This is a genomic window from Neoluteolibacter marinus (assembly GCF_014904755.1).
Lineage (GTDB): Bacteria > Verrucomicrobiota > Verrucomicrobiia > Verrucomicrobiales > Akkermansiaceae > Haloferula > Haloferula marina.
In genome coordinates, this window is the sequence record NZ_JACZFQ010000085.1 from 1 (window position 1) to 26,451 (window position 26,451).

General features: G+C 67.7%; 15 protein-coding genes. 10 read left to right on the forward strand and 5 right to left on the reverse strand.

Annotated elements, in window-relative coordinates:
* Positions 1-2,121: penicillin-binding protein 1C (gene pbpC, locus IG178_RS16030; RefSeq protein WP_193213582.1), on the reverse strand; the 2,121-nt coding region annotated here is incomplete at its 3' end.
* A gap of 73 nt (positions 2,122-2,194) precedes the next feature.
* Positions 2,195-7,936, reverse strand: a complete 5,742-nt coding sequence (locus tag IG178_RS16035) for an alpha-2-macroglobulin family protein (protein ID WP_193213583.1) — start codon at positions 7,934-7,936, stop codon at positions 2,195-2,197.
* 12 nt (positions 7,937-7,948) lie between these two features.
* Between IG178_RS16035 and IG178_RS16040 the strand changes: the two genes are divergently transcribed.
* Together IG178_RS16040 and IG178_RS16045 are read left to right on the forward strand one after the other, a co-directional pair.
* Positions 7,949-8,095 (forward strand): hypothetical protein, encoded by a 147-nt coding sequence (locus IG178_RS16040; RefSeq protein WP_193213584.1) that lies wholly within the window; start codon positions 7,949-7,951, stop codon positions 8,093-8,095.
* Positions 8,092-8,487 carry a BUD32 family EKC/KEOPS complex subunit gene (locus tag IG178_RS16045; protein WP_193213585.1) on the forward strand — a complete coding sequence of 132 codons (396 nt, stop codon included), beginning with the start codon at positions 8,092-8,094 and terminating at the stop codon, positions 8,485-8,487. Before IG178_RS16040 ends, IG178_RS16045 begins: the two co-directional genes overlap by 4 nt.
* Positions 8,488-8,558: 71 nt before the next feature.
* Here the strand turns inward: IG178_RS16045 and IG178_RS16050 are convergent, their stop codons facing one another.
* A complete protein-coding gene (locus tag IG178_RS16050; RefSeq protein ID WP_193213586.1) occupies positions 8,559-9,128 on the reverse strand; it encodes a hypothetical protein in 570 nt (189 codons plus the stop codon).
* Between the two features lie 197 nt (positions 9,129-9,325).
* Here IG178_RS16050 and IG178_RS16055 point away from each other — a divergent pair, with 197 nt between their 5' ends.
* The 4 genes from IG178_RS16055 to IG178_RS16070 all read left to right on the forward strand — a co-directional run bounded on the left by IG178_RS16055 (position 9,326) and on the right by IG178_RS16070 (position 17,501).
* On the forward strand, positions 9,326-9,838 hold the full coding sequence (locus IG178_RS16055; protein ID WP_193213587.1) for a P-loop NTPase family protein: 513 nt from the start codon (positions 9,326-9,328) through the stop codon (positions 9,836-9,838).
* A gap of 40 nt (positions 9,839-9,878) precedes the next feature.
* Positions 9,879-11,987 (forward strand): outer membrane protein assembly factor BamB family protein, encoded by a 2,109-nt coding sequence (locus tag IG178_RS16060; protein WP_193213588.1) that lies wholly within the window; start codon positions 9,879-9,881, stop codon positions 11,985-11,987.
* A gap of 156 nt (positions 11,988-12,143) precedes the next feature.
* Positions 12,144-14,252, forward strand: a complete 2,109-nt coding sequence (locus IG178_RS16065) for a discoidin domain-containing protein (RefSeq protein WP_226895501.1) — start codon at positions 12,144-12,146, stop codon at positions 14,250-14,252.
* Between the two features lie 210 nt (positions 14,253-14,462).
* Complete coding sequence (locus IG178_RS16070) at positions 14,463-17,501, forward strand: FG-GAP-like repeat-containing protein (protein WP_193213589.1); 3,039 nt, start codon at positions 14,463-14,465, stop codon at positions 17,499-17,501.
* Between the two features lie 122 nt (positions 17,502-17,623).
* On the opposite strand, the gene IG178_RS16075 is transcribed toward IG178_RS16070, so the two are convergent.
* On the reverse strand, positions 17,624-18,517 hold the full coding sequence (locus tag IG178_RS16075; protein WP_193213590.1) for a LysR substrate-binding domain-containing protein: 894 nt from the start codon (positions 18,515-18,517) through the stop codon (positions 17,624-17,626).
* A gap of 189 nt (positions 18,518-18,706) precedes the next feature.
* On the opposite strand from IG178_RS16075, the gene IG178_RS16080 reads away from it, so the two are divergent.
* The gene (locus tag IG178_RS16080; RefSeq protein WP_193213591.1) at positions 18,707-19,303 is read left to right on the forward strand and encodes a biliverdin-producing heme oxygenase; all 597 of its coding nucleotides are present in this window, start codon (positions 18,707-18,709) and stop codon (positions 19,301-19,303) included.
* Positions 19,300-21,516, forward strand: coding sequence for an ATP-binding protein (locus tag IG178_RS16085; RefSeq protein ID WP_193213592.1), 2,217 nt, complete (start codon positions 19,300-19,302; stop codon positions 21,514-21,516). Before IG178_RS16080 ends, IG178_RS16085 begins: the two co-directional genes overlap by 4 nt.
* A 19-nt stretch (positions 21,517-21,535) precedes the next feature.
* Here the strand turns inward: IG178_RS16085 and IG178_RS16090 are convergent, their stop codons facing one another.
* Positions 21,536-22,426, reverse strand: a complete 891-nt coding sequence (locus IG178_RS16090) for a helix-turn-helix domain-containing protein (RefSeq protein WP_193213593.1) — start codon at positions 22,424-22,426, stop codon at positions 21,536-21,538.
* Between the two features lie 100 nt (positions 22,427-22,526).
* Here IG178_RS16090 and IG178_RS26040 point away from each other — a divergent pair, with 100 nt between their 5' ends.
* A complete protein-coding gene (locus tag IG178_RS26040; protein ID WP_193213594.1) occupies positions 22,527-23,927 on the forward strand; it encodes a DUF58 domain-containing protein in 1,401 nt (466 codons plus the stop codon).
* Between the two features lie 103 nt (positions 23,928-24,030).
* Entirely contained in the window at positions 24,031-26,160 is a 2,130-nt protein-coding gene (locus IG178_RS16100; RefSeq protein ID WP_193213595.1) for a transglutaminase-like domain-containing protein, read from the forward strand.
* Positions 26,161-26,451: the final 291 nt, after the last annotated feature.

Sequence of the window (26,451 nt, forward strand, 5' to 3'; positions counted from 1 at the left end):
GTCGAGGGTGTCGCAGGACCATTCGGCGGCACCGGGGAGATTGGTCGCCAGGTGCAGCACCCCGCCGTTGGGCAGTTCGGGATCGAGCAGATAGGTCATGCCGTCGCGCGGGGCGAGGATCCGCAGCGGAGTCTCGGCCGGCCGGCCGGTGGCGAGCACGAAGCGGGAGCGGCTGCGGTTGTGCTCCGAGCCGAGCCACTCGGTGTAGGAAGCGTCCAACACGACGCGGCCGGATTCATCGCGGTCGGCCGCGGACGAGAAAAAGGGCAGGCGGTCGGACGGGACGAGCTCGCGGTGGCCGCCGGCGGCGCGCTTGCCCGTCAGCGGGTCGAGGGCGACCTCGACCAGTCCCTCCGGCCGCGCCGGCCAGGCCGGGGGATGGTTCCGGTGGAGGCGTTCCATGGTGCGATGGAAGATGGGACCCGCGCCTGCGACGCCGGACAGGCCTTTCATCGGCGAGTTGTCGAAGTTTCCCGCCCACACCCCGACGGTGAAGTCCGCGGTGAAGCCGAGGCACCAGTTGTCGCGGAAGTCCGACGAGGTGCCGGTCTTGGCGGCACAGCGGAACGGCAGTTCCAGCGGGCCGCGGCGGCCGAACGACGGCGCACGCGCGTCCGGGTCGGCCAGGATGTCGGCGACGAGGTAGGCGAAGCGGGCGTCGAAGAGGCGGTGTCCGGGATCGGCGGTGGCAGGGAGGAACAGGCGCGGGCTGCGATGGAGGCCGCCCTGGGCGAGGGTCGCGTAGGCGTTGGTCAAGTCGAGCAAGCGCACCGGGGCGTTGCCGATGGTGAGGCCCAGGCCGTAGGGCGTGAAATCCGCGCCGATGGTGTCGAGCCCGAGGTCGAGCAGCAGCCGGTGCAAGGGCCGCGGGCCGCCGATGTCGTTGAGTGCCCGCATTGCCGGGACGTTCAGCGAGCAGGCGAGAGCCCGGCGGACGGTGACCGGACCGAGGAAGCTGCGGTCGTAGTTTTCCGGGGCGTCGAGGCCTTCCTTGGTGCGGAAGCGGGTGGGGATGTCGGCGACGATCGATCCGGGATGGAGGCCGCCCTTTTCAAAGGCCAGCAGCCAGGTGAAGGGCTTTAGCGCGGAGCCGGGTGAACGCGGAACCAGGGTGCCGTTGATCTGGCCCCCGTTCGGGTCGTTCCAGTCGCCGGACGTGACCAGGGCCAGCACCTCGCGCGTGGCATTGTTGAGGACGACCACCGCGGCGTGCTGGAGGTTGGACCCCTCGAGGGCCGCGAGCTCCTCGTGGACGATGGCCTCGACGTCGCTCTGGAGGCTGGCGTCGAGGGTGCTGCGGGTGTCGTCCGCCAGGTCATCGATGCCGGCGAGCCAGGGAGCGACGGTGTCCCCGGGCAGCGGATGGAGGCGAAGGGGTTCGGCACGGGCGGCGGCCAGGCGCGCGGGATCCTGTGATTCCGCGGCCGCGAGGCGGTCGAGCACGATCGTGCGCCGGGCGAGGGCACGATCGGGATGGCGGACGGGGTTCAGCCGGCTGGGTGCCTGCGGAAGCCCGGCGAGCAGGGCGCACTCGGCGAGCGAAAGGTCCGCGGGCGGCTTCTGGAAATAGAAGCGGGCGGCTTCCACCGGACCGGTGCGGTGATTGCCGTAGGGCAGCCGGTTGAGGTAGGCGGCGAGGATCTCGTCCTTGGTCCACGACATCTCGAGGCGCCGTGCGAGGAGCGCTTCGCGGCACTTGGTGCGCAGGTCGCGGCGGGCCGGAGGGGAGGAGAGCTTGATCAGTTGCTGGGTGATGGTCGAGGCGCCGGAGACCGTGCGGCGGTGGAGGACCGCGTCCTTGGCCGCGCGGGCGGTCGCGAGCAAGTCGACGCCGCCATGGGAGCGGAAGCGCTTGTCCTCGGCTGCCAGCGTGCAGGCGACGAGGTCGGCGGGGATTTCGTCCAGCGAAGCCGGAGCGCTGCGGGTGAAGTCGGGGAGGACGAGGTGATGGAGCGGCTGGCCGTGGCGGTCGAGCAGGACCGGCGAGGCCGCCGGGGACTTGGTGAGGCCATCGGGCAGGGCGAGGAAAAAGGGCGCGACGAACCACCCGAACAGGGCGCAGCCCAGCAGGGCAGCCGGAACGAGGAGGCGCTTGCGGCGCAGCTGGCGCGGGACTTTCACGGACGGGCGGGGGCGCCAGCTTCAGCCGGCAAGGAGGGACCGGCCGGTTTTCACCGGCGCGGTCCGGATCGAATCAGAATTCCCGCGAGGCGGAGAGCGCGGTGTTGTCCGGGTCGTACATCGATTCCACCTTGGCCGGCGGGGCGACGGCCTTGCCTGACATCGTGCAGCGGGCCAGGTAGCTGATCTCCTTGGTCCCGCGGTGCCACACGCGGTCGAAGAAGAACACCGCGCGGTCGCCGCGGATCTCGCTGTGGGAGACGGTCCAGTCGTTCTCGCTGGTCGGCCCGGCGTTGCCATGGGCCGCCTGGCTTTCGAAGTCGTTGTTGACCGCCTCGAAGATCGCCGGCAGCCGGTCCTCGACGACGAGGTAGCGGGTGTCATCGTCGGGCAACTCGAGCCGGAGGGTGACGCGGACGAGGTCGCCGACATGGGCGGCGGCCAGGGGCTCGGTGGTGCCGTCCGGCTTCAACCGGGCGTAGAAGCGGGTGATCTCCAGGCCGTTCTTCGCGACCGGTTTCTGCGGCACGAGATCGGGCTTCGAGGCCAGCTTCACACGCACATAGGCGGGCTTGTCGCTGGTGGCGCTCAGGGCGAGCGAGGGGCCCAACGGGTAGTCGAAGGTGGCCGGCGGCTGGTCCGGGGCGAGGGTGACCGGTTGGCTGCCGTCGGCGCTGGTCAGGGTGACCGCGGCGGGACCGGAGTCGTCGTGGTTTTCGGCGTAGGAAGCGAGCGCGAGCAACGACCAGCCGTTGGCCCAGGTGGTGTTCCAGTGGCCGTAGGGATTGCGCTCGCGGATCAGCTTTTCGAGGGCGGCGGTGGTCTCCGCACCCTCGGGGGCGACGGCCGACCAGGCCAGCAGGTCGAGCGACTGGCCGGCCCGCCAGCGCATCCAGCTGTCGTCGTTCAGCCGGAACTTCGTCTTGTCGCGGAGGATGGCCGCCGGGTCGCCGTTGCCGCTGGCCTTGGCGGCTAGCGCGAGCAGGCAACGGGCTCGGGGGTTGAGATCGGCCATGCGGTCCTTCAGCGTGTTGAGGTAGGCGTCCGGCTTGCGGTCGGCAAGGGCGAGGATCCACACCGCGCGGCAGGCGTTCTCGATGGCATAGGCGGAGTTGGTGGAAGAAATGCCGCGCAATCCGGCCTCCAGGTTGTTGCCGAGGGCCGCGATCGCCGCCGGCGGGACCGAGGCACCGGCCTTGTCGGCGAGGATCAGGCCGAGGCCGGCATAGGAGGTCGCCCAATCGACGGTCTCCTCACCGCCGGGCCAGTAGCTGAAGCCGCCGTCCCGGGTCTGCATGCTGAGCAAGCGGTCGACGCCCGCCTGCAGCGCGTCCTGCACCTTCTCCGGCGTGTATTTCGCGAAGGAAGGCACCACGTCGCGGAGCTGATCGACGGCGAACCAGGGCATCATCGACGATGTGGTCTGCTCGACGCAGCCGTACGGGTAGTGGAGCAGGTAGTCGACCGAACCGGCGGCTTCCATCAGCAGCGAGCGGGAGAATTCCAGCTCGAGCTGGCCGCGGCCGGCCAGCAGGTCGGGATCGAGGTTTTCGAGCAGGTTGGCCTGGCGATTGTCGAGCCGCACCAGCTTCGACTGGCGCAGCAACGGCACCGGGTAGGTGACGGGGAAGCGCGCCTCGACCTGGTCGCGCAGCTTGCCGGCGAGCACCGGCGTCAGCTCCTGATCGGCGAGCGAGACCGGCTCGGCCTTCCACGAGAAGACGGCCTCGCCGGTGTTGTGGAACTTCACCGGGAAGAGCACCGTGGCGGATGCGCCGGAATCGAGGGTCACCAACTGCTCCGTCCCGCTGCCGGTGAGCGCCGCCACGGGATCGGAGGCCGGCGGGTTGGCGGAGAAGGTGACTTTCCAGGTGCCGTTGAAGCCGGAGGCATTCTGGACCAGGGCGCGGATGCCGAGCTCGTCGCCTTCGCTGGCGAAGCGCGGGGCCTGCGGCTCGACCATCAGCGGCTTCTTCACCACCAGGTCGGCCTGGCCGCGGCCGAATTTCGCCACGTCGTGATGGGCGACCGCGATCACGCGGTAGCGGGTCAGCGTGTCGGGCATGGTGAAGGTCGCGGTGAACCGACCGTCGGCGCCGGTGGTCAGCGCGGGCTGCCAGCCGGCACAGGGATTGAAGTCGCGGCGCTCGCGGTCGCGCAGCGCGCCGAGCTCGCTGTCGCCACCACCGACGAAGAAGCCCTTGTTGAAGAACGACTGCTCGTCGGGCGACTCGGCGATGAAATGGTCGAGGGTGGTCCCACAGTTCACCCGCAGTTCGCGGGGGTCGTAAAACCAGGACATCGGGTCGGGCGTTTCGTAGCCCATCACCGCGAGCGTGCCCTCGTCCTCCGCGTAAAGGGTCACCTCGGCATTCGCCGCGGGGCTGCCGTCGGCCAGCAGCACGGTCCCCGCGATGTCGACCTGCTGTCCGGGCAGCACGCTGTCGGCCGGCACCTCGAGCTTCACCGCGAGGGTGTCGCGGACGTTTTCCACGGTCAGCTCGCAGTAGCCGAGCCGGAGCTGTGGCTCCTTGAAAACCCGGGCGCTTTCCTGCGCGCCCTTGATCACCAGCACGGAGACGAAGGCGTTCGGCGCGTCGTCGTCGCCAACCGGGATTTCGATCACCGGCTTGTCGGCCTTCAGCTCGACCTGGAAGCTGCGCAGGACCTTCTCGCGCTCGACGGTGACCAGCGCGGTGCCTTCGATGGGTGACAGCACCAGCACCCGGGCGGTTTCACCCGGCTTGTAGTGTTTTTTCTCCGCCACCAGCTTGATCCGGATGCCGTCCTCATAGGCCCATGGATACTGGTCGCCGCCGTAGACGTGAATCGACATCGCGGTGGCAAAGGCCCGGCCTTCGGGATCGGTGCCGCGCAGCTCGATCTGGTGCAGCCCGGCTTCGCGGGGCGAGAACAGGAGCTCGGTGCCCTGGCCGCCGGAGAGCTGGAGCGGGGTGGTCGAGAGCTCCTCGCGGCGGGCCTCGTTGCGCACGGCGGTGCCGCCGTGACCGTCCGATAGCCGGACCTGCTCGTTGATCTCGCGCGACATCCTCGCCTCGATGGAGAGCTCGCCTTGATACGGCTTGCCGTCCGGGGTGACGGCGACGATCGCCAGCGGCAGGTGGTCGCCGGCGCGGACCAGGCGGTCGAGCCGGGCGATGCCGACATAGACCGACGCCGGATGCACGGTGACTTCGCTGGTCTTGCTCAAGGTCTGGCGGTTGGCGTCGGTGACCTCGGTCGAGATCGAGACCTCGCGGGCCACCGGGAATTCCGCATCCGGCAGGCTGGCGGTGATCCTGACCGTGCCGTCATCGGCGAGCTCGGCCTCGGTGGACTCGTTGTCGGCGCGGCGCGACCCGTGGTCGTCGTCCCAGCGGTAGCCGAAGTAGTGGTACCAGTAGCCGAAGTCCGGGGTGCGGTGGTCGCCGAACAGGTAGTCGCGGTAGCGCTCGGGGTAGAAGTTGGTCTCCTCGATGTGGGTGAATTGCCCCACGGATCCCTTGGCGACCGGCTGGCCCTGGTAGTAGGCGGCCTTCAGCAGCAGCGACACCTCCTTGGCGCCCGGCGCCGGGTTTTCCACCGTGTGGGTGAGCTCGAAGGCGTTGCGCCGGAACTCCTCGACGCGCAGGCCGATGCTGAAGCTGGCATTCGACAGGATGCGGTTCCGCTCCGACCAGCTGTCCTCGCCTTCCAGCCCGGCGAGCTCGGCGGGGTATTCGAGCTTGGCGCGGTGATAGCCGGTCGTCCCGTCGGGCAGCTTGAAGGTCAGGTCGAAGCCGCCCGTCGGCGAGATCTCGGCGTCGCGGCGGAGAATCTCCTTGTTGCGGGGATCGGTCACCACCAGCTGGGCCGCCGCGGCCGGGGCGGCGGTGATGGCGTTGCCTTCCTGGCGGCGGACGATGCCCTTGAGGTGGACCGTTTCACCCGGCCGGTAGAGCGAGCGGTCGGTGAAGAGGAACACCTTGCGGAACTCCAGCGGCGTTTCGTTCCAAGAATAGCGAACCGGGAAGCGCCACAGGCCGACGGTCGGCAGGGTGGTGTCGTAGGCGATGCTGTATCGGTCCTCGCCGAGGGTCGCCTGAAGATGGCGGGCGGCGTCCTCGCGGGGCAGGACCGCCATGCCGTCCGGGCCGGTCTTCGACTGCTGCAGCGGCTTCGCATCCTCGCCGAAGGTGGCCAGGTCGACGTCCGGCAAGGGCTGGCCGGTCAGGCAGGAGAAGGCCAGTACGCGGGCCTCGCCATCGATGATCTTCCAGGCCAGGCCGATGTCGGTGAGCTGGACCAGCGCCTGGGCGACCGGGGACTTCTTCGCATTGGACTGTGCCTTCGGCGTGCCCGCGACCTCGACGAAGAAGGCCGCCGATGGATGAACCGCCGGCGTCGGGGCGGCCGGGTCTTTCGGGAAGCCGAGTTCCCAGGGCCGGGGATCCCCGGCCAGCACCTTGTCCCAATCGAGCAGGATCGGCTGGGTGGTATCGAGCGGGTTGGGCAGCTCGATTTCCAGGTCGGCGACGGTTTCGCCGTTCATCAGCTCGTAGGGGATCAGGTGGGTCGGCGAGAAGCTGTCGCCGTCCGGACCGACGCCGGTGTAGTGGCGGTAGCCCTGCTGCGCGCGGATCAGCTGCGGGCCGTCGAGGCGCTTCACCCGCAGGTGGACCTTTTCCAGGTTCACGGTCTGGATCCGGTACTGCCGGATCCCCGAGGCGAGCTGGCTTTCATCCTGGCTGGGCAGGGCGAGTTCCGGATCGACCGGCTTGAAGACGAGCTTTTTGGCAAAATCCCGCCCGAGGGCCCGGCCGTCCGCCGAGGCGAGGGCGGCGGACAGGGTGACATGCCATGCCGATTCGGTGGAAAAGTCGCCCATCAGGTGGAGCTCGTCATTGTGGACCTCGAGGCGGTAGCCGGCGGGCTGGGGCTCGATCTTCACCAGGCTGGCGGGCAGGTCCGAGGGCAGGCGGACGTTGAAGTCGGCGACGATCCGGCGCGGGCCGTCGGCGACCGAGCGGGCGTAGAGCTTCTGCACCGCGAGCGGATCGATGTCGCCGATGTGGCGGGTGCCGTCGGCGGTGAAGCTGGCCTTGCCGCTGGCGTCCGGCAGCCCGCTGAGCAGGGAAAGCCGCCAGTTCTTGCCTTCCGGCAGCGGCTGCAGCGGTGACACGACCAGTCCGTTCGGCAGTTCCAGCTCCGGCGTGAGCACGGGTTCGGCGGGTTCCTCGGCGCCGCGGCGGGCGAATCGCTCGCTCCACGAGGCGCCGAGGTAGCCGGGGCTCTTGAGACGGCCGAAGGTGGCGCGCTCGGTACGGGCGGCGACGCGTTTGCCACCGTCCGCTTCGAAGATCAGGAAGGGCGCCGCCTTTTCCGGGGTCACGTCGCCGTTGAAGCGCAGGAAGTAGGTCGCGGTCCGTGGCGACCAGTTGCGGTCGTAGCGTTCCAGCAAAGTGGCGTAGTCGACCTGGAAGCCGGCGCTGGCGACCTTGGCGACCTCGCCGGCGTCGATCTTGGAGCCATCGAGGTGGCGGTGACCGGGCTTCAGGGAGAAGACATAGGTGGTGCCGAGCGCGGGCGGCGCGGCCGGGCGGAATTCCGCGACGTTGGCCTCCTTCCAGAACAGGCGGCCTTGCCAGCTCGGCTTGATGGCCAGCCAGTCGTTGTCGGTTTCACGACCGATGAGGTCCTCGCCGGCGACCGCACGGTCGAGGACGAGGTCGATGTTGCTCTCCGGCGTCAGCGACGGCGTCGAGACATGGAGGCGGGGTGCGGCGGAGACCCCTTGGAGAAACAGGCCCGCCAGGAGAAAGGCAATGGGGCGCATGGGAGTTGAGGCTTGGTTGCAATCGAGAGATACGATGTCAGCATTGCCCAAGATGTCATCGTCTTCGATGAATTTTTGAATCCGCTGGCCGAAACGGGCATTCTCGCCGAGAATCGCGGCGGCCCCGCCGGCAAAGTGGCGGCCCGATTGCTGGCATGAAGGAACTGAAAGACGGCATCCGCGCCCACGTGCGGCTCGATTGGACGGGGCGGGTTCACAAACGTTTCCGCGGGACCGATGCGGACAAGCGCTACGCCACCGAGGTGGAGGTCCTGAAAGTGCTGGAGGAACGCGGCTGTCCCTATGTGCCGCGCTTGCTCGAGGAGTATCCGGAAGAGCTGTATTTCGTTTCGTCGAATTGCGGCCAACCGGCGAACACGATCAGCAAGGATCGGGCGGACGGCTTGTTCGCCGACCTGGAGCGGGACTACGGCATCCGCCACCTGGATCCCGAGGCGCGGAACATCACCTACGACGCCCACGCCGGGCGCTTCTGCATCATCGACTTCGAGCTGGCGGAGATCCTGCCCCGGCCGGCGCAGAACGCCTGACCACGGCCGCATCCCGCCGTCGGAACCGCCGCCGGGGGGAAGCCGCGGTTCCGGACGGTGCCGGGAATGAATCAGCCGACCGCGTGGAGCAACCCGGTTTCCGCCAGATGCGGTGGCTTGCCGTTGGAGCGGTCCTCGCACCAGCGCAGGAAGCGCTTGCCGATCACCGCGGCGAGCCCGCCATTGCTGAAGCCGTCGGGATCGAGTTTCAGCGAGGATTCCGGGCAGCAGTGGTCGCAATGCGAGAGGGCCACGCGGAACACGTTGTCGAGGTCCTTGGTCGAGTCGAGTGCCCACTGTCCGGGCAGCACCGCACCACCCAGGGCGGCCACGCTGCGGATCATGGTTTCAAAGTCACAGTGCGACTTCGCTTCCAGCCCCTTCTCGGCAACCGCCGCGATCACCGCGTGGCGCAGGCCGGGGTCGCCCGCGAGGTGGCGGAGTTCCGCCGTGTCGAAAGTCCGGCAATGGCCGCCGAAGGGCGACTCCGCACGGTTGAGGTAACGGCAGATGTCATCCCCGAGGCGGGAAATGTCACAGCCGCAGGTCGCTCCCAGGGCCAGGGAGTATCGGGGAGCGGAATGCTTGAGCCAATCGACCAGCCCGACCGCCCCCACGGTTCGGATGTTTGTCGTTTTCATGGCATGGTCCTTCTACGCCCAAGTCGACCGGCATGCCACCGAACTGATGCCATGTTAGTGCGCATATCCTCTGATTCGGTGCGTCTGCCGCGTCCGGTGGAGCCGGATCTGCCGCCGCAATGCGTCGCGGGGTTGCGGGAGCAGATCGATTTCGCCACGCTCGCCGCCATGCCTGCGGATCGTCCGGGGTTCCCGCCATGAAGCGCATCCTCGTCACTGGCAATGCGGGCTCCGGGAAATCGACGGCAGCGAGCCGGATCGCCGGGATGCTGGGGCTCCCGTGCCATGGCCTGGACCGGATCGTGTGGCAGTCCGGGTGGCGGAAGACGCCGGTGGAAGAACGCGAACGCCGGATCGGCGGCTTGGTGCGGCAAGAGGCGTGGGTGATCGACGGGGTGTCCGCCCAGTTGCAGTCGGTCGCCGACGTGGTCGTTTTTCTCGATCTGGGCCGGCGGGACTGCTTCCTCCGCGCATGGCGCCGCAACCGGCACTACTTGTTCCGCTCGCGTCCGAAACTGCCACCCGGTTGTCCCGAATGGCGGATCATCCCGACGCTGTGCCGGATCATCTGGAATTTCCCCGCCAAGGTCCGGCCGCGGATCCTCGCTCAGGCGGGATCGTCCCGGCGGTTCTTCCACGTCAAAAACGATGCCGAGCTGGAATCGTGCCTCGCGGAGCTCGGTGCCACCGCGGCGGCAGGGGAAAGATAAACCGGCGCTTCAACGACCGTTCCATGGGGGCTTGCAACCCATGATCCGAACCCTCGCCCTGTTCAGTTTACTCGCCGTGGCCCGCGCGGCGGATGTCGATTGGCCCGCCTACCTCGGCGACAAGGCGAGCAGCCAGTATTCGTCGCTTGGCCAGATCACCCCGGACAACGTCGCGCGGCTGGAGGTGGCCTGGACCTTCCGCGCCGGCGGTGCCGACGGCGAAAACCGGTCGCAGATCCAGTGCAACCCGCTGGTGGTGGACGGGGTGCTCTACGGAACTTCGCCGGACTTCCAGCTGTTCGCCCTGGATGCCGCGAGCGGGGAAGAGAAGTGGCGCTTCGACCCGGCCGGGGAGGGTCTGCCAAAGGGCGGGGTCAACCGCGGGCTGGTGCACTGGGGGCACGGCGACGAGGCGCGGATCTTTTATGCCAACGACCATTTCCTCCACGCCATCGATGCCCGGACCGGCAAGCGGATCGCGGGATTCGGCCAGGCAGGCAGCGTCGACCTGAAGGACGGCCTCGGCCGGGACGCGGGCAACCTCTACCTCGCGGCCAACACCCCCGGGGTGATTTTCCGCGACCTGCTGATCATGGGCATGCGCCTCGGCGAAGGCCCGGCACCCGCCGCCCCCGGCCATGTCCGCGCCTATGACGTGCGCACCGGCCAGCTCAGGTGGCGCTTCAACACCATCCCGCTGCCCGGCGAGGAGGGTCATGAAAGCTGGCCGCCCGAGGCCCACCGTTCGGTTGGCGGCGCGAACGTGTGGAGCGGTTTCGCCCTCGACGAGGCCCGCGGGCTGGTTTTTTGCCCGACCGGGTCCGCGGCCTTCGATTTCTGGGGCGGCGACCGGATCGGTGAGAACCTGTTCGCGAACTGCCTGATCGCCCTCGATGCGAACACCGGCAAACGGAAGTGGCACTTCCAGTTCGTCCATCACGACCTGTGGGACCGTGACCTGCCGGCACCGCCGAACCTGGTCACCGTGAAGCGGGACGGGAAAAGGATCGATGCGGTCGCGCAGGTGACGAAATCCGGCCACGTCTTCGTCTTCGACCGCGAGACCGGCGAGCCATTGTTCCCGGTCGAGGAGCGGCCGGTGCCGCCGTCCGCCCTGCAGGGCGAGTCCGCATGGCCGACCCAGCCCTTCCCGCTGAAGCCCGCCCCCTTCGCGCGGCAGGTGTTCGACGAGTCCCAGATCACCGATCTCTCGCCGGAGTCGCGGGCGCAGGTGAGCGAGCGTTTCCGGCAAGTGACCCCGCATGTTCCCTTCGCCCCGCCCAGCGAGCGGGGGACGATCATTTTTCCCGGATTCGACGGCGGCGGCGAGTGGGGCGGGGCGGCGGTCGACCCGGACGGCATCCTATACGTCAATGCCAACGAGATGGCGTGGATCCTGACCATGGTGCCGACCGCGACCGGCGGATCCGCGGCCAGCGGTGCCGCGCTGTTCACCCAGCTCTGCGCTGCCTGTCACGGGGTCGACCGCCGGGGCAATCCGGCGCAGAACGTCCCCTCGCTGGTCGATGTCGGCCAGCGCCTGAAGCAACCCGAGGTGCTCGCCTTGCTGAAAACCGGCAAGGGGGTGATGCCGTCCTTCGATTTCCTGAGCGGCGAGCAGAAGCAGAAGGTCGTCGATCACCTGTTCGGCGGGGCCCCGGCCGGGAACGAGGCCGGCCGCAAGGAGGAGCCCGGCGGCGAGGCGGGTGCGATGGGGAAAATTCCATACACCACCACCGGCTACAACCGCTGGCTCGACCCGGACGGCTATCCCGCGGTGAAGCCGCCGTGGGGCACGCTGCACGCGATCGACCTGAATCGCGGCGAGTTCCAATGGTCGGTCCCGCTCGGCGAGTATCCCGAGCTGAGTGCCCGCGGCATCCCCAAGACCGGCACCGAGAACTACGGCGGTCCGGTTGTCACGGCGGGCGGCTTGATCTTCATCGCCGCCAGCCGCGACGAGCACCTGCGGGCCTTCGACCGCCGGTCCGGCAAGGAGCTGTGGAAAGCGAGACTTCCCGCCGCCGGTTACGCCACGCCCGCCACCTATTCGGTGAACGGCCGGCAGTACGTCGTCATCGCCTGCGGCGGCGGCAAGATCGGCACCAGGAGCAGCGACGCCTACGTCGCCTTCGCGTTGCCGGAGTGATTGATTCCGCCATTCGCGCCGGCCGGCGGGGGTGGCTGTGATTCTCAAACAGGTTTGCAAGGATGGCGGGGCGGGTGCGTATTGGGGGCGCCCGTGGCGCCGGGGGTGCCGGGGGTGCCGGCGGGGGCGGAGATTTTCGACGAATCAGGACAGCGAATGAAGGAGATGTTGACCGGTGTGAACAGGGGTTATGCAGGCCTTTTCCTGCTGATGGCCAGCGGGTTGACAGAGGCGGGAAGGTGTGCGCTGGAGAACCTCCATGCTCCCTTCGAGGCTGTGAAGAACCGGGCGGAGGGGATCGTGTGGCCGGCGGGCCAGGCGCTGCCGACATTCGCCACTCCGGCGAAGCGGCTCGATGCCATCGAGGTGCAGGCCTTGTCGGCTGACGAGCAGCTGACGTTCTCCGCGCTGCAGGGTCAGGTGAACCGCAAGCAACCGCGGATCCTGTTGCTGGACGCACGGGCCGGCGAAGGGCGTGACACCTGGCCGAAGACGCTGGGACTGGAATTCGGCGAGCCGTACTGGATGAAGAACAAGTACGAGCTGCTCGCCAAGTACGCCGGCGAGGTCGAGGGCGTGGTGCTCTACGACCCCTCGCGCAGCCCGCACTACCGCAATCTGGCCGGCACGGTCGCCGGCCTCCGCCGGGCGCTGCCGGTGACCGCCAAGGTGCTCGAGCGGATGCGCGACGCCGGGGTCGGCTTGAAGGTGCTGGAAGACCTCACCCCTTTGGAACTCACCTCGCCGGTCGAGATCTACACGCACCTGTTGGAGCGCTACTGGAAGGACTGCGAAAAGCGGCTGATCCTCAGCGCGCGGCCGGACGACCGCGGCGGCGACCATCACCACACCCGCGACATCGCGGCGGCGGTGGGCGCGGCGGTGGTGTGGCTGGACAACCGCAAGCCGGAGGAACGGGACGTCATGCGGAAGTTCTTCGGCGACATGAAGGCGGGCGAGGCGATCGCGCTCGGGTGGTACACCTCGGAGCGCTCCGGGATCACCACCGCCTCGGAGTTCGGGATCGGCACCATGCCGGCGGACTTCTTCGTGAGTGGCAGCGTGTATGCGGGCACCGACCACCGCATCAACATCCCGCCGGTGCCGAAAATGCCGGAACTGGAAGACAAGGCCTACGTGGCGGTCTTCATCAGCGACGGCGACAACATCCAGTACACGCAGCACGCGATGCGCCAGGTCTGGGACCGCACCGAGCCGGTGCGCGGGAAGATCGCGCTGAACTGGACCATTGCGCCGGGGCTGGTCGACATCGCGCCGGGCATCCTGAACTACTACTATGGTCATGCGACTCCGAACGACTGCTTCGTCACCGGGCCGTCGGGCATGGGCTACATGATGCCGTCCAACACGCTGGACGAACCCGGCGCGCCGGTCGGCGAATACACCCGCGACCCGGCGCGGATGAGCGGCTACACTCGCCTGACCGAAAGCTACCTGCAGCGCTCCGGCCTGCGGGTGATTACCATCTGGGACGACGCTTCGGAGATGCAGCGGGCGGCCTATGAAAAGAACTGCCGCAGCCTCTACGGCGCGACGGTGCAGAACTTCAAGGATGTACCCTCGGTGAAAGGCAGCGTGGCGGGCGGCAGGGTCCGTTTTGACAAGCTGGTCATCCCCTACGCCGGATCCTACGAACACATCAGCGGCTCGCTGAAGCGGGAGATCGGGCGTTGGGATGGCAAGGCACCGCTGTTCCTGGGTTACCAGGCCGACATCTGGCACGAGCTGAAACCGCACCGCTTGGTCGAGCTGCACGACGAGCTGGCAAAGCGCTTCCCGGGCAAGGTCGAGTTCGTGCGGGCGGATCACTATTTCAACCTCTACAACGAGGCGAACGGCCTGCCCTACAACCTGTCCATGGCGCCGGAGACCACCGTGCGCGGCGGGCCGGGACAACCGGACCTGGCCGCCGACGGCACCCCGGCGACGCTGTGGACGGTTGCCGAGAAAACCGGGCAATGGCTGGGATTCGATTTCGGCGCCCGGCGCACGATCCACCGCTATGTCGTCCGCCATGCCGGTGTCGGCGGGCTGGATGGCGGACTCAACACCCGCGACTTCACCATCATGACCAGCGCCGACGGCAAGTCCTGGCAAACCGCCGATGTCCGCAAGGGCAACCGGGACGACGTCACCGACGTGGAAATCAAGCCGGTGGACGCGCGGTACTTGAAGGTGGTCATCGACGATCCCGGCGAGGACGGCACCGCGCGGATCGCCGAGGTTGAAGTCCACGGCAAGTAACCCGACGTTGCAAGCGGGGGGCAGTGCATCGCCGCGTCCCGGGGCAAATCGATGTGAAGCCAGGTCGGAATGGTTCCTTGACCCATGTTGTCGGGGCTGCCTCCTTCTGTTCATCGTTAGATGATCATGTTGAATATGCCATCCCGCCGCCTGTTGTGTTTTAGTTGGATCGGTCTTGGCGTCTTGTCCGGGTCGTGCAGCGGGGGCGCCATGGAGGTTCTTCCGGCAAGCCCCGAGGCCGCACCGTTCTGGCATTTTTCCCCCTCGGGCAATCAAGTCGGCAAGTCGGGCCTGTTTCTTCTCGAGACCGGAAATGGCAGCGAAATCTTCGCCACGGCGTCCGTGGATGATGTCAACGAAAGGGAGAACAGCTTCTGGCATGTGTCTGCCCACGACCCTGCGACGAACTCCTACGTCCAGCGCCATGTGCAAGCTCCTTACTTCGACGAAACGGCCGGCAACGGGACGCGGATCAGCGGGTTTTTCCCGGTGGACCGGAGTGCGCGGCCAAGGGTCGTGGTGGTCCTTTCGGATGGCAGGGTGATTTCCTACGACGCGACGTCCCGTGTGGAATCGGGCCGCTTCGAACACGGCTCGCCGATCCAGGCGGGCACCGCCGCCGATCTTGACGGAGACGGCCGCGACGAGTTGCTGCTCCAGGGGGATGACGGCTTGAGCTGTTGTGATCTGAGCGGAGCAGTGAGGTGGAGGCTGGCAGCCGCAAGCGGCGATGCCATCGCCTGTGGTCAACTGGACGGGGATGCGGCGCTCGAGGTGGTGACCTCCTCGGGGCACGTGATCGACGGGGCGAAGGGCAAGGTCCAGTGGAAGCGATCCGTGGAGGGCGGCTGGAGGCATGTTGCGGTGGGCGACATCGATGCCTACGGCGGGAGGCTGTGGATTGCCTGTGATGCCGCCGGGGCGGTTCACGGCATGGACGTGGAACGCAAGAAGACCCGGTGGGTGATCCCGTCGGATGGGACGGTTCACTGGATGTCGTTGGAGCCGCTCGACGGGGATGCGTATCCCGAACTCGTGCTTGTCGGGAATTCCGCAACTCCGCGGGTTTTCGAGATCATGGGGGAATTCGGGCCGGTTTCGGCATGGCGGGAGACGATCACCGGGTTCGGGCAGTTCGTGGTCGGGGATCCGGATTCGGACGGCGAGCTGGAAGTGATCGGCTCGAATTCTTCCGGCCTGGCCAGAAGACTGCGGGTCGCGAGCCTGATGGGCATGAGGACCGAGTGGGAAAGCAGTGAGGCGGGTGGACCGTTCCTATCGCCGGTGGTCGGGGACATGACCGGTGACGGGGTGCCAGAGATTGTCACGGCGGCGGCCGGGGGACTTGGCATCGATTCGGTCGGCGTGGTGGTTTTCGACGGGGCAAGCTTGCGACCGATCGCGTCGACTTCCTCGATCGGATCGTCCTCGCGGCCGAAGGATGGCTTCCTTTTGCGGCTGAGGGACATGAACGGGGACGGGAGGCTGGACTTGTTGATGCCCGGCACGTGGGACCGTCGGGATGGCGTCGAGTTCCGCACCCTGGGTGACGATGGCGAACTGGAACTCCTGGGCAGTGTCAGGGTCCCGTCGCCCTACGAGGCGATCAGTGCTGCGGACGTGATGGATGTGGATGGGGACGGCGATCTGGAATTGGTGGCAGGAAGCGCCATGTCGTCGAGTTTTGCGGACGGGGTTTACTTGCGGGTGTTCGATCTGGCGACCGGTAGTCTGGAATGGACGTCACCCCGGCTGTCGGATGTCCGGAGCGGGGTCGTCTCGCTCGAGCTGGGGGATGTCGATGGAGACCAGAGGATCGAGGCGGTCGTTGCGATCGCAGGAACCAGGATCGATGTGTTCGATCTCGGGAGCGGTGTCCACGAGGCCGGTCTTCCCGGTAAATTCACGTCGGTGGCGGTGCCGCGGGAAGGGGACGGCTTCGCCGCGGGGACGAGCGATGGGGCGGTCCGCTGGTTTGTCCCTGGCAATGGCACTTACGGAGAGGGCGAGACCTGGACGGTGTCGGAAGAGTCGGTGAAAGGGCTGACGCCGGGTGAAGGGCGGTCGATGTGGGTTGTCGCCGGCCGGCGGGTCCTGCTATGGCGCGACGGTGGCGGGCCGGTGTGGGCGGGCGAGCCGAGCGTCGCGGGGGAGATGGCACCCCAGGTCGGTCTTCTGGAAACCGCGGACGGCCTGGAGATGTTCACCGGATTCCGGTTCGGGATCGGCGCAAGTTATGTCGGTGGTCGCGCGGATGCGGGATCCCTGAGGCTTGATGCGGCGGGCTATGCCGCGGAAGCCCGGGAGGCGGAGGGTGTGTTCACGATATCCCGCGGCGGAGCGGTGGACGGGGAGCTGGCAGCGAGGCTGAAGATCGGAGGGGATGCGGTGTGGGGCGAGGATTTTCTGTTAGATGGCGCTGAACCGCTGGAGGACGGGACCTGGGTGGCGACGATTGCAGACGGTGCCAGCTCGGTGCAGGTGCGGGTGCGGGCTCTCGAAGATGACCTCGAAGAATCGACCGAGCAGGTGAGCCTGAGCCTGGTTCCCGCTGCGACTTATCTGTGTGAACCGGGTGGCGGGGCGATGGTGAAGGTTTTCGACGACCAAGCTGTCGTCGCCTTGTCTGGCGAGGTGCTGGAAGGGGCGGAAACCGCCGGGCCGGCGGACGGGGGAGCCTTGCGCTTCAAGTTCACCCGCAGCGGCGACCTCTCACGGCCACTGGCGGTCGAGATTGAAACCGGCGGCACGGCCAGTGCCGGCCGCGATTACCCGAAGGTCGGGAAGGTCGTGGCATTCCGGGCGGGAAGCGACGTGGCCGAACTGATCGTCCAACCGATCCACGACCGGATGACAGAAGACCGGGAAACACTTTCGATCCGGCTGCTGGAATCCGTTGGATATGGCGTCGTGAGCGACGTTCCGGTGACCGGAACAATTTCCGACGGCGAGCCGACGGTGCGCCTCAAGGCGGCGGTACCGGTTCCAGGAGGCTATCGGGTCATCCTGGAGAAGAGCGGCGGAGTGCCGGGGATCACGAAGGTGAAGCTCCGCGTTGCGACCCGCGCCTCCTCGAGGCCGAAGCCGAACCGGACGGTGAACGTCAGCGATGGTCCGGATGGCGGGGAGTTCTTCATTCGTAGCGGTCCCTTGGAAAGGGCGGTCACGATCGATCTGTGGCCGGATCGATCCTATTATCTAGGGAAGCCATCCGACTTCTCCATCACCCTTCCGGCCAAAGGTCGATAGGCATCGGGAGGTCCCGCGGCACCGTGTCTTTTTCGCGACCATCGCCTCGCGGCATTGGGAAAGGTGAAGGCGGACGATGAAAGGGACTGCCGCCGTCCCGGCGGGGCGCGGGTGCGCCCGCTTCAAGCGACGGGATCCTTGGTGGCCGGATCGGCCAGGATGTCGAGCGCGGCGATGATCTCCTCGGAGGGATCCTGGCAGTTGTAGAGCGCGAAGATGTCGAACTTGCGGGCCATGCTGCCGAGGATCCGGATTCCGTCCCGCTGCGGCGACTCGTCGAGGATCGCACGGGGGATGATGCCGGCGCCGATGCCGGCGGCGACCGCGTCGCGGATCACGTAGACGTCGTCGGCCTCGGCCACGATTCGCGGCTCGATCCGCTGGTCGCGGAAGTGCTGGTCGATCTCGAAGCGGTAGGAACTATGAGAAGTGTAGTGGATGAACGGCTGGTGGTGGAGGCCGCCGACCGTCGGGTCCTCGAGCTTCCCGGCGAAGTCGCTGGCGGCGACGGCGACAAACTCGGGCGAGGTGAGCTTGCGGCATTCGGTGCCGCGGTCGTTGCGGCGCTCCGGCAGGCTGTCGGTGATGAGCAGGTCGAGGCCGTTGCCGAGCAGCTCGTGGAAAAGGAACTCGTGGTCGCCCTGGCGGACCCGGGTCATCACGCGGCGGCTCTTGAACAACTCGACGAAGCGGGTGACGGCGAACGATCGGCCGACGGTGGTGGCGATCCCGATTTCCAACCGCACCTTGGCCGGCGGGCGGTGGCCGGGAAACATCTCCTCGAGCCGTTCGCCCAGGCGGAACATTTCCTGGGTGATCTCGAGCGCGCGCCGACCATTGGCATTGAGCCGGAGCGCGCCACCGGTGCGGTCGAAGAGCTTCGTTTCCAGGTAGTCCTCCAACAGCTTGAGCTGCCCGCTCAGGGTCGGCTGGCTGACATGGAGCCGCTTGGAGGCGCGAGAGAGGGTGCCCTCCTGGGCGATCACGTGGAAGTAGTGGAGATGGTTGTAGTTCACCGCACGCCAAGACAGATTCGATTGAAACGGCGCGGCAATGCAAAAAGCAAACGTCCCTGTCAGCGTGTTCGGGAAAACCAATGGGGGGCTTTGGAACGAGTGGGTTGCAAGGCGCGAGTTCCGAGGCTAGCTCCTTTGCCGGTACCATACCGCCGTCAAGGCACGGGTATTTTGTTAGATGGACGTTGCATGAGTTTCATATCCCGCCTCAGATCCGCAACCGGTGAACTTCACCGGCAGCTCGACGCTTCGCCGTGGGCGGAGGAGGCGGTCCGGTCACGCCGCGGCTACGCCGGCTACCTCGAGCGGTTTCACCGCGGGCTTGCCGGTTGCTGGCCGGAGGTGGACTGGCACCAGGCGGCGGAGCTGGGTCTTCCCGACCTGGAAATGAGGCAGGGCCGCTATCGTGCGCTGGAGTCGGACCTGGCCGCGCTGGGCCGGCGGATCGACCGGATGCCCGCGCGGACCTCCGCAGGTGCCGCGGCGCCCGGCACCACGGTGGGCTGCCTCTACGTGCTGGAGGGCAGCGTGCACGGCGGCCGCCAGTTGCTCGGCCTGCTGGAGTCGAACACCGGGCCGGTGGCGGAGGCCGAGTCGGCCTTTTTCCGCGGCTTCGGCGAGCGCACGGCCTCGAGCTGGCGGGAGTTCCTTGCCTGGCTCGAGTTGATGGATCCGCCGGCCGGTTTCCACGAGGCGGCGGAAGACTCCGCGCGGCGGAGCTTCGGACATTTCATCGCGGCGTTCGGCGGCGGCGCGACGGACCTCCAAACCCCAACTTATTCATGAGCGACCCCATTGATCTCGACGAGTGCGCGAACGAGCCGATCCACATCCCGGGATCGGTACAGCCGCACGGGATCCTGCTGGTGCTGGAACCGGGAGGGTTCCGCGTCGAGCAGGTGAGTGCGAACGCGGCGGGAATCCTCGGCATTGAACCGTCGGAATTACTTGGTGTCTCGTTTTTGGAGAGGGTGGATCCGGCGGCACGGGACGGCGTGGCGAAGCTGATCCGGGAAGCCGCTTCGACCTACGTGAATCCTTTCCGCGTGCCGGTGATGACCCCCGCAGGTCGCATCGTCTTCGACGGGATCGCCCACCTGCTCGACGACTCGGCGACGATCCTCGAACTGGAGCGGTGCCCGGCCGGGCAGGATGACGGGAGTCCGACCGACGGACTGGACAACTACCTGCAGTTGATCCAGCGCTCGCTGGGCAAGATTTCGGGCATCAGGGATATCGCCGGGATTTCCCAGCTGATGGCGGAGAAAGTCCGGGGATTCACCGGCTTCGACCGGGTGATGGTGTACCGATTCGCGCCGGACTTCCACGGCGAGGTCATCGCGGAATCGGCGGCCGAGGGGATGGAGTCCTTCCTGGGCCTCCACTATCCCGCCTCCGACATCCCGCCGCAGGCGCGGGCGCTTTATCTCAAGACGCAGGTCCGCCTGTTGCAGGACGTCGATGCCGAGCCGGCCGTGATGGTGCCGGCCGCCCGGCCGCGGACGGGCAAGGTCCTCGACATGAGCCGCGCGGTGCTCCGGAGCATGTCGCCGATCCACCTGCAGTACCTGCGCAACATGGAGGTCGGAGCTTCCCTGACGCTTTCGCTGGTGATCGACGGCGAGCTGTGGGGGCTGATCGCCTGCCATCACCGCACGCCGCGCTTCGTCAGCTACGGGATCCGTGCCACCGCGTGTCTCTATGCCACGGTGATGTCGGCCCAGCTCGGGGTGAAACAGCGCAGCCTGGAGGACCAGCAAGCCGCCGCGGCGCGTCGCACCGCCTTGCGCTTGCTGACCGGATTCAAGGACTATGCGGACCTCGAGGGGAGCTTCGCCGAAGCGCTGCCGGATTTCATCGAGCTTTTCTCCGCCGACGGGGCGGCCGTGGTTTCCGACCGTGAGGTGCTGGCCCGCGGGTCGGTCCCTCGCGACCAGGTGCTGGTGCAGGCGCTCGGCCAGCTGTCGTCGTGGCAGGAGGAGGGGCTTTTCCTGAGCCATCACACGGTACAGGATTTCCCCGCGCTTGCCGCGGATTTGCCAAAGGCCGCCGGGGTGGTGGCGATCAACCTGGGGGAGAGCGCCTGGCTGATGATCTTCCGCGACGAGGCGTTGCAAACCGTCACCTGGGCGGGCGATCCGGCGGGCGCGAAGTCGCGCGACGACCAGGGCCGCCTGGCACCGCGCCTCAGCTTTGCCGCGTGGCAGGAGACGGTCCGTCACCAGTCGCTGCCTTGGGGCCACGGGGTGGTAGCGCTGACCACCGAGATCCGTTCCGGGATCGTCGAGCTGGTGCGCAAGCGGAACCTGGTGCTCGAGCGCTCCAACCATGAGTTGCGGCGCTTCGCCGGGATCATGGCGCACGAGGTGAAGAACCAGCTGCAGGCTGCGACGATGGCGCTTGCGCTGGTCCGGGGTGAGCGTGGCCCGCAGCTCGACGGCGGCCTCGCCCAAATCGTCGACCTGGGCGTCGACTCGCTTTCCGGCCTTTCGAAGTTCATCGGCGAGATGCTCGATTTTGCCCGCGCGGACAGCATTTCGGACGCCGAGGACATCGAGTTCGCGGAACTCGCGTCGCAGGTGGTCGACCAGTTGACGGTCGGCGGCCGGGTCGAGGGGACCGCCATCCAGATCGAGACCCTGCCGAGGGTCCGCGGGCTCAAGACCCAGCTTTTCCATCTGATGTCGAACCTGGTCCGCAATGCCCTTGTGCATGCCCGGGTCGGCGCCCAGCCGCTGGAAATCCGGATCGGCTCCGAGGTCCGCGACCAGATCGGCACGGTGGTCTACGTGCAGGACAACGGGCGCGGCATCGACGCGTCGGACCAGCAGCGGATCTTCGACTACTTTTATCGTAGCGGCCAGAGCGGCACCGGCGGGTCGGGGATCGGGCTGGCTTTCTGCGCGCAGATCGCCCAGCGCCACGGCCACCGGCTGTGGGTCGAGCCCGGCCCGGCGGGCGGAGCCTCGTTTTGCTTCACCGTCACCCCGGCGGGTTGAGCGTCACGTCGTCGCTGTCTCACCGCGTCTTCTTCGCGTGCATCGCCTCGCGGAACCGCGAGGGCGGGACGCGGTGGACGGACTTGAAGACGCGGGAGAAATGGAAGGGGTCGGGGAAGCCGCTGGCGCGGGCGGCCTCCTTCACCGACATTCCTTCCTCCAGCAGCAGCGAGGCGGCGTGCTGCATCTTCAGCCGGGTGAGGAACTGGTAAGGGCTCTCGTCGTGGAAGCGGGCGAAGAGGCGGCACAGGTAGGGTGCGTCCAGGTCGCAGGCGGCGGCGACGGCATCGAGCGAGCCGAGCTCGTGGAAGCGTTCCTCGATGCACTCGCGGACGCGGCTGAAGGTGGCGAAAGCGCGGGTGTCGGTGCTGCCGGCGCTGACGGCGTCCTCGCGGCACATCAGGATGAGCTGCTGGATGATGGCCACGCAGAGCGGGCGCGAGTACTTGGAATTCCGCGAGCCGCGCTCGATCAAGGTGTCGAAGGCGCGGCGGATCGGCTCGGACTTCAGGCAGTGGGAAATGATGCCGGGCTGGAAGTCGTGGTGTTCCAGGAAGGCCGCCGCGGCCGGACCCGCGAAGCCGGCGAAGTACTTGAGCAGCGGCTTTTCGGGATCGCTGGCGATGTGGTGCTCGATGCCCGGGCCGTAGAGGAAGAACACGCCCGACTTCAGCGGCGTCTCGACGCCGTTGAGCGAGACCGTGCCGCGGCCGCCGTGGACGTATTCCAGCAGGAACCACGGGAAGTCCGGGCGGTCGATCCGGTAGTCCGGCCGGCAGCGCTCGAAGCCGCCGCCCTTGATCTCGAAATCGGTGCCGGCGGGCTCGTCGAAGAAGAACACGCGGGACGCCTCGACCTGCCGGGAGCGGAAGTCGGACGGGTGCGGCGCGGGATCGGGGCGACGGGGCACGCGCTTGTTCATCCCCCATGACCGCGGACGAGGGGAAGAACAAACGTGGCGGAGGCTTTCCGCTTGGCGGACGGGCGGGCGCGGCGAAACTTCCGGGGAGATGCCCAGTGCCCCGCCGACCCCATCCCCCGCCCGGACGACGGGGAAGGTGTGGCGTTTCCTGACCCGCGACCTGGCGTACCGGTTCTACCGCCACGGGATGGGGATGAACCACTACCTGAAGCGGCGCCTGGGACCGCCGGCGATCGGCCTGATGATCGTGATCGTGATCACGGCCGGGGCCGCGATGGGGAATGCCGACCAGGCGGTGTTCCAGGTCTTTTCCCTGGCCTGCTCGCTGGTCGGGGTGGCGCTGTTTTCGCTGCCGTTCCGGCGGGTGAAGCTGGAGGCGGTGCGCGACGTGCCCGCCCATGCCACCGCGGGGCAGCGCTTGACCTATCACGTCACGCTGCACAACCGCCGCAAGAAGCCGCTGCGGCGCTTCCAGTTGATGGAAACCCCGCCCGACCCGCGGCCGGGCCTGCAGCAGTTCCTCGACAGCCGGGAGCCGGGCGAGGAGCAGCGGAACATCTTCGACCGCTCGCTGGCGTGGTACCGGTGGAACTGGCTGTGCGAGACCCGCCTGCTGTTCGAGGGCGGCAAGAGCGCGCCGGTCGACCGCCTGAAGCCGGGGCCGGGCGGGTCCGTGGCGCTGACCCTGACACCGCGGCGCCGCGGCCTGATCCGGATGAACGACCTGCGGGTGCTGCTGCCGGATTCGCTGGGCATCTTCCGCCGCTGCGTGAAGGTGCCGGCGCCGCCGGCGATGCTGGCGGTGCTGCCGCGGCGCTACCCGCTGCCGCGCTTCGAGCTGCCGGGCAGCGCCCGCTTCCAGCCCGGCGGCGAGGCGACCGCGCGCCACTCCGGTTCGACCGGCGAGTTCACCGGCCTGCGCGACTACGAGCCGGGCGACCCGCTGCGGCTGATCCACTGGCCGACCTGGGCCCGCACCGGCAAGCCGGTGGTGAAGGAGCTGGAGGACACCTTTTTCCCGCGCCACGGGCTGATCCTCGACACTTTCCCGGCCGCCGGGGACGACGATCTGTTCGAGGACGCGGTGTCGGTCGCGGCGTCGTTCATCGTCGCGGTGGATGCCAGCGAGTCGCTGATCGACCTGATGTTCATCGCCGGCCACGAGCGGGTGGTCACCGCCGGGCAGGGGATCGCGCGGGCGGAGACGCTGCTCGAGGTGCTGGCGGGGGTGGAGAGCGCGGAGCACGAGGATTACGATTCGCTGGCGAAGCTGGTGATGCGGCACGCCGAGGACCTGGCCGGCTGCCTGTGCGTCTTCGCCAGCTGGTCGCCGAGCCGGGCCAAGCTGTTGCAGCGCTTGCAGCGGGCGGGGATCGAGACCGCCGCGCTGGTGATCTGCCGCGAAAGCCCGGGGGCGGTCCCGCGCACCCACTTCATCCGCAGTTCCGAGCTGGCGGGCGACCTGATGAAACTCCCGCGACGACTGTGACCATGAAGTTCCGGATGCCTTCGAAAGCAGGAGCGGCTAGGGTTCCCCTTGGCCGGGGCCAGCCACCGGCGCCCCTGACACCATTTCCTTCAGTCTTTTCCGAATGACCGGCCCGCCCCGCATGCTGCTCGGCGCCTCGCTCCTGTTCTGGGGCGGGATGACCGACCGTGCCCTGGTGGCGCTGGGATGCGCGGTCCTGATCGAGGGCGCCCACTGGACGCGGATCCGCTGGGATTTCGCCGACAAGGCGTCGTTGCTGGCGTGGCGGCTGTCGGTCCTGTTGCTGCTGATCGCGATGGTGCTGGTGCTCTTGCAAGGCGCGCGCCTCAACGCGATGGGGCTGGTCTTCACCTGGCTGCCGGTGATCTTGCTGCCGCTGCAGTTCGTGCAGTCCTACGGCAAGTCCGGCTCGATGGGGCTCGGCACCTTCTCCATGCTGATCCGGCGGCGCAAGGAGCACGCCTTGAAGTTCGGCCTGCCCTTCCAGGAGGTGCGCTTCAGCTTCGGCTACGTCTATTTCTGCGCGATCCTGCTGGCGTCTTGCCTGGGGCTCTATGCGGGGACGATCTACTTTTATCCGGTGATGGTGATCCTGGTCGGCTGGGCCTTCGCCACGGTTGCCGGGCGCGGCTGGCGCCAGCTGGGGGTGGCCAGCCTGGTCGCGCTGGTCCTGTCGGCGGCCGGCGGCTTGGCCGGGCAGCAGGGGCTGAGCGCCTTGTACCGCTACCTCACCGAGGGCCGCTTCGGAAGCAGCCTGAATTCGCGGCTGGATTACCGGCGCGAGATGCAGACCTCGATCGGCAACCTCGGGGCGCTCAAGCAGTCGCCGGAGATCAAGTGGCGGCTGATCCGCGAGGACGGACCCTTGCCGCGCCTGCTACGGGTGGCATCGTACAGCGAATACGCGTCGGCCGCCACCTGGTGGGGGGTGCCGCGGCGCGAGGCGTCGGCAACCCGCGAGGAGGTGTTCCAGTCGCCGGCGCAGATCGTCAATCCGGCGAACCCGGACGACCCGGAGGACGATTTCATCGTCCTGCCGCCGAACCTGCCGGACCCCAAGGTGGTGGCGGACCCCGGGCATCATCACTTCCGGTTGCGCGGGGCGACGCCCGACGCGGCCTTGTTCCCGCTGCCGGCGAACGCGGTGAGTTTGCACCGGTTCCCGTACGAGGAATTCGAGCGCAATTCTTTCGGTACTTTCCGCCTGAAGCCGTCGCAGCCGGTGGCCGACGCCGAGGTGCTGTGGAACGCGGGCTTTGCCACCGAGCTGAGCCCGGAGGAAGCCGCCATGGCCGGGATTCCCGAAGGCACCGCCCCGCCCGCGCTTTCCGAGCTGCAGATGCCCAAGGCGGAGGCCGCCCTGATGAAGCGCCTGGTGGACGAACTCGGGCTGCGCGAGGGCGGCCTGAAGGAGAAAGTCCACCGGCTGCAGGCCTATTTCGCCCGCGACTTCCGCTACACCCGCTACAACGCGGTGCCGCGCGGGCACGACCCGCGGTCGGGCGTCACCTTGCTTGGCAAGTTTCTCAACGAGACCAAGGCCGGGCACTGCGAGTTCTTTGCCACCGCAACCACCTTGCTGCTGCGCGAGGCGGGGATCCCGACCCGCTACGTCACCGGCTTCGCGGTGGTCGAGTTCGACCGGGATCTCGGCGAGGCGACGATCCGCGGCACCCACGCCCACGCCTGGACCCGCGGCTGGGATGCCGCGTCCGGCAGCTGGATGGACATCGATCTCACGCCGCAATCGTGGACCGAGCTTGAGACCCGGCCGTCGCGCTACCAGGCCTTGAGCGACTGGTTCCAGCGGCACCGCGAGGACTTCCTGGTGTGGCGCGACCAGCCCGGCCACATGACGATGGTGGTGGTGGTGCTTCTCCTCCCGATGCTCGCCGGGCTGGGCTTCATCGGCCGCAACCTGTGGCGGTCGCGCAGCCGCCTGGACCCCGCCAGGGCGCGGAGCCGCGGTCTGGCCGGGGTGTCGGCCACGCCGTTGTCGTCACTGGAAAAACCGGCAGGCCGGATTCTGGGCGAGCGTCCGCAGGGGACGCCGGTGGTGCCGTGGCTGAGGCAGCTGGAACCGCGGATCGAGCGGCCCGAGACGCTTCAAGAGGCGCTGGAACTGCATCAGCGGCTGCGCTTTGACCCCACCGCCGAGGCCCCCGAACTGGTGTCCCGCTTGCAGGTCCTGGTGGCGGAATTGCGCTTGGCGCTGGCGGACCTCAGGGGCTGATCCGGGGCCCCCCGACCGGGGCGCCGGTGGCACCCGAAATGCTTGGGAGAGGGTCGAATCGGGTGGATTTTTTCCGCAGGAAACCGGGCGATAAAAAACAACCGAGGACGCGTATTTTTCGCAGTGGAGAGCCGGTTTTTCCGGGTGGGGGGAGGTGTGGATTGGCGGTTCGTGCTGAAATGCTCCATCGAAAGCATTTATTGACGCGAAAACTGATCTTTGTTACTCGGCTATCGATGAGAAAAGTCGAGGTGGTTTTTTCGTTTCAACCCGTTCGCGGTCAAGGGCCGG

Excerpts from the sequence above, each read along its gene's own strand:
- IG178_RS16035 (WP_193213583.1), bottom strand. The coding sequence starts at position 7,936 with ATGCGCCCCATTGCCTTTCTCCTGGCGGGCCTGTTTCTCCAAGGGGTC.
- IG178_RS16045 (WP_193213585.1), top strand. The coding sequence starts at position 8,092 with ATGAAGGAACTGAAAGACGGCATCCGCGCCCACGTGCGGCTCGATTGG.
- IG178_RS16050 (WP_193213586.1), bottom strand. The coding sequence starts at position 9,128 with ATGAAAACGACAAACATCCGAACCGTGGGGGCGGTCGGGCTGGTCGAT.
- IG178_RS16055 (WP_193213587.1), top strand. The coding sequence starts at position 9,326 with ATGAAGCGCATCCTCGTCACTGGCAATGCGGGCTCCGGGAAATCGACG.
- IG178_RS16060 (WP_193213588.1), top strand. The coding sequence starts at position 9,879 with ATGATCCGAACCCTCGCCCTGTTCAGTTTACTCGCCGTGGCCCGCGCG.
- IG178_RS16065 (WP_226895501.1), top strand. The coding sequence starts at position 12,144 with ATGAAGGAGATGTTGACCGGTGTGAACAGGGGTTATGCAGGCCTTTTC.
- IG178_RS16070 (WP_193213589.1), top strand. The coding sequence starts at position 14,463 with ATGGAGGTTCTTCCGGCAAGCCCCGAGGCCGCACCGTTCTGGCATTTT.
- IG178_RS16080 (WP_193213591.1), top strand. The coding sequence starts at position 18,707 with ATGAGTTTCATATCCCGCCTCAGATCCGCAACCGGTGAACTTCACCGG.
- IG178_RS16085 (WP_193213592.1), top strand. The coding sequence starts at position 19,300 with ATGAGCGACCCCATTGATCTCGACGAGTGCGCGAACGAGCCGATCCAC.
- IG178_RS26040 (WP_193213594.1), top strand. The coding sequence starts at position 22,527 with ATGCCCAGTGCCCCGCCGACCCCATCCCCCGCCCGGACGACGGGGAAG.
- IG178_RS16100 (WP_193213595.1), top strand. The coding sequence starts at position 24,031 with ATGACCGGCCCGCCCCGCATGCTGCTCGGCGCCTCGCTCCTGTTCTGG.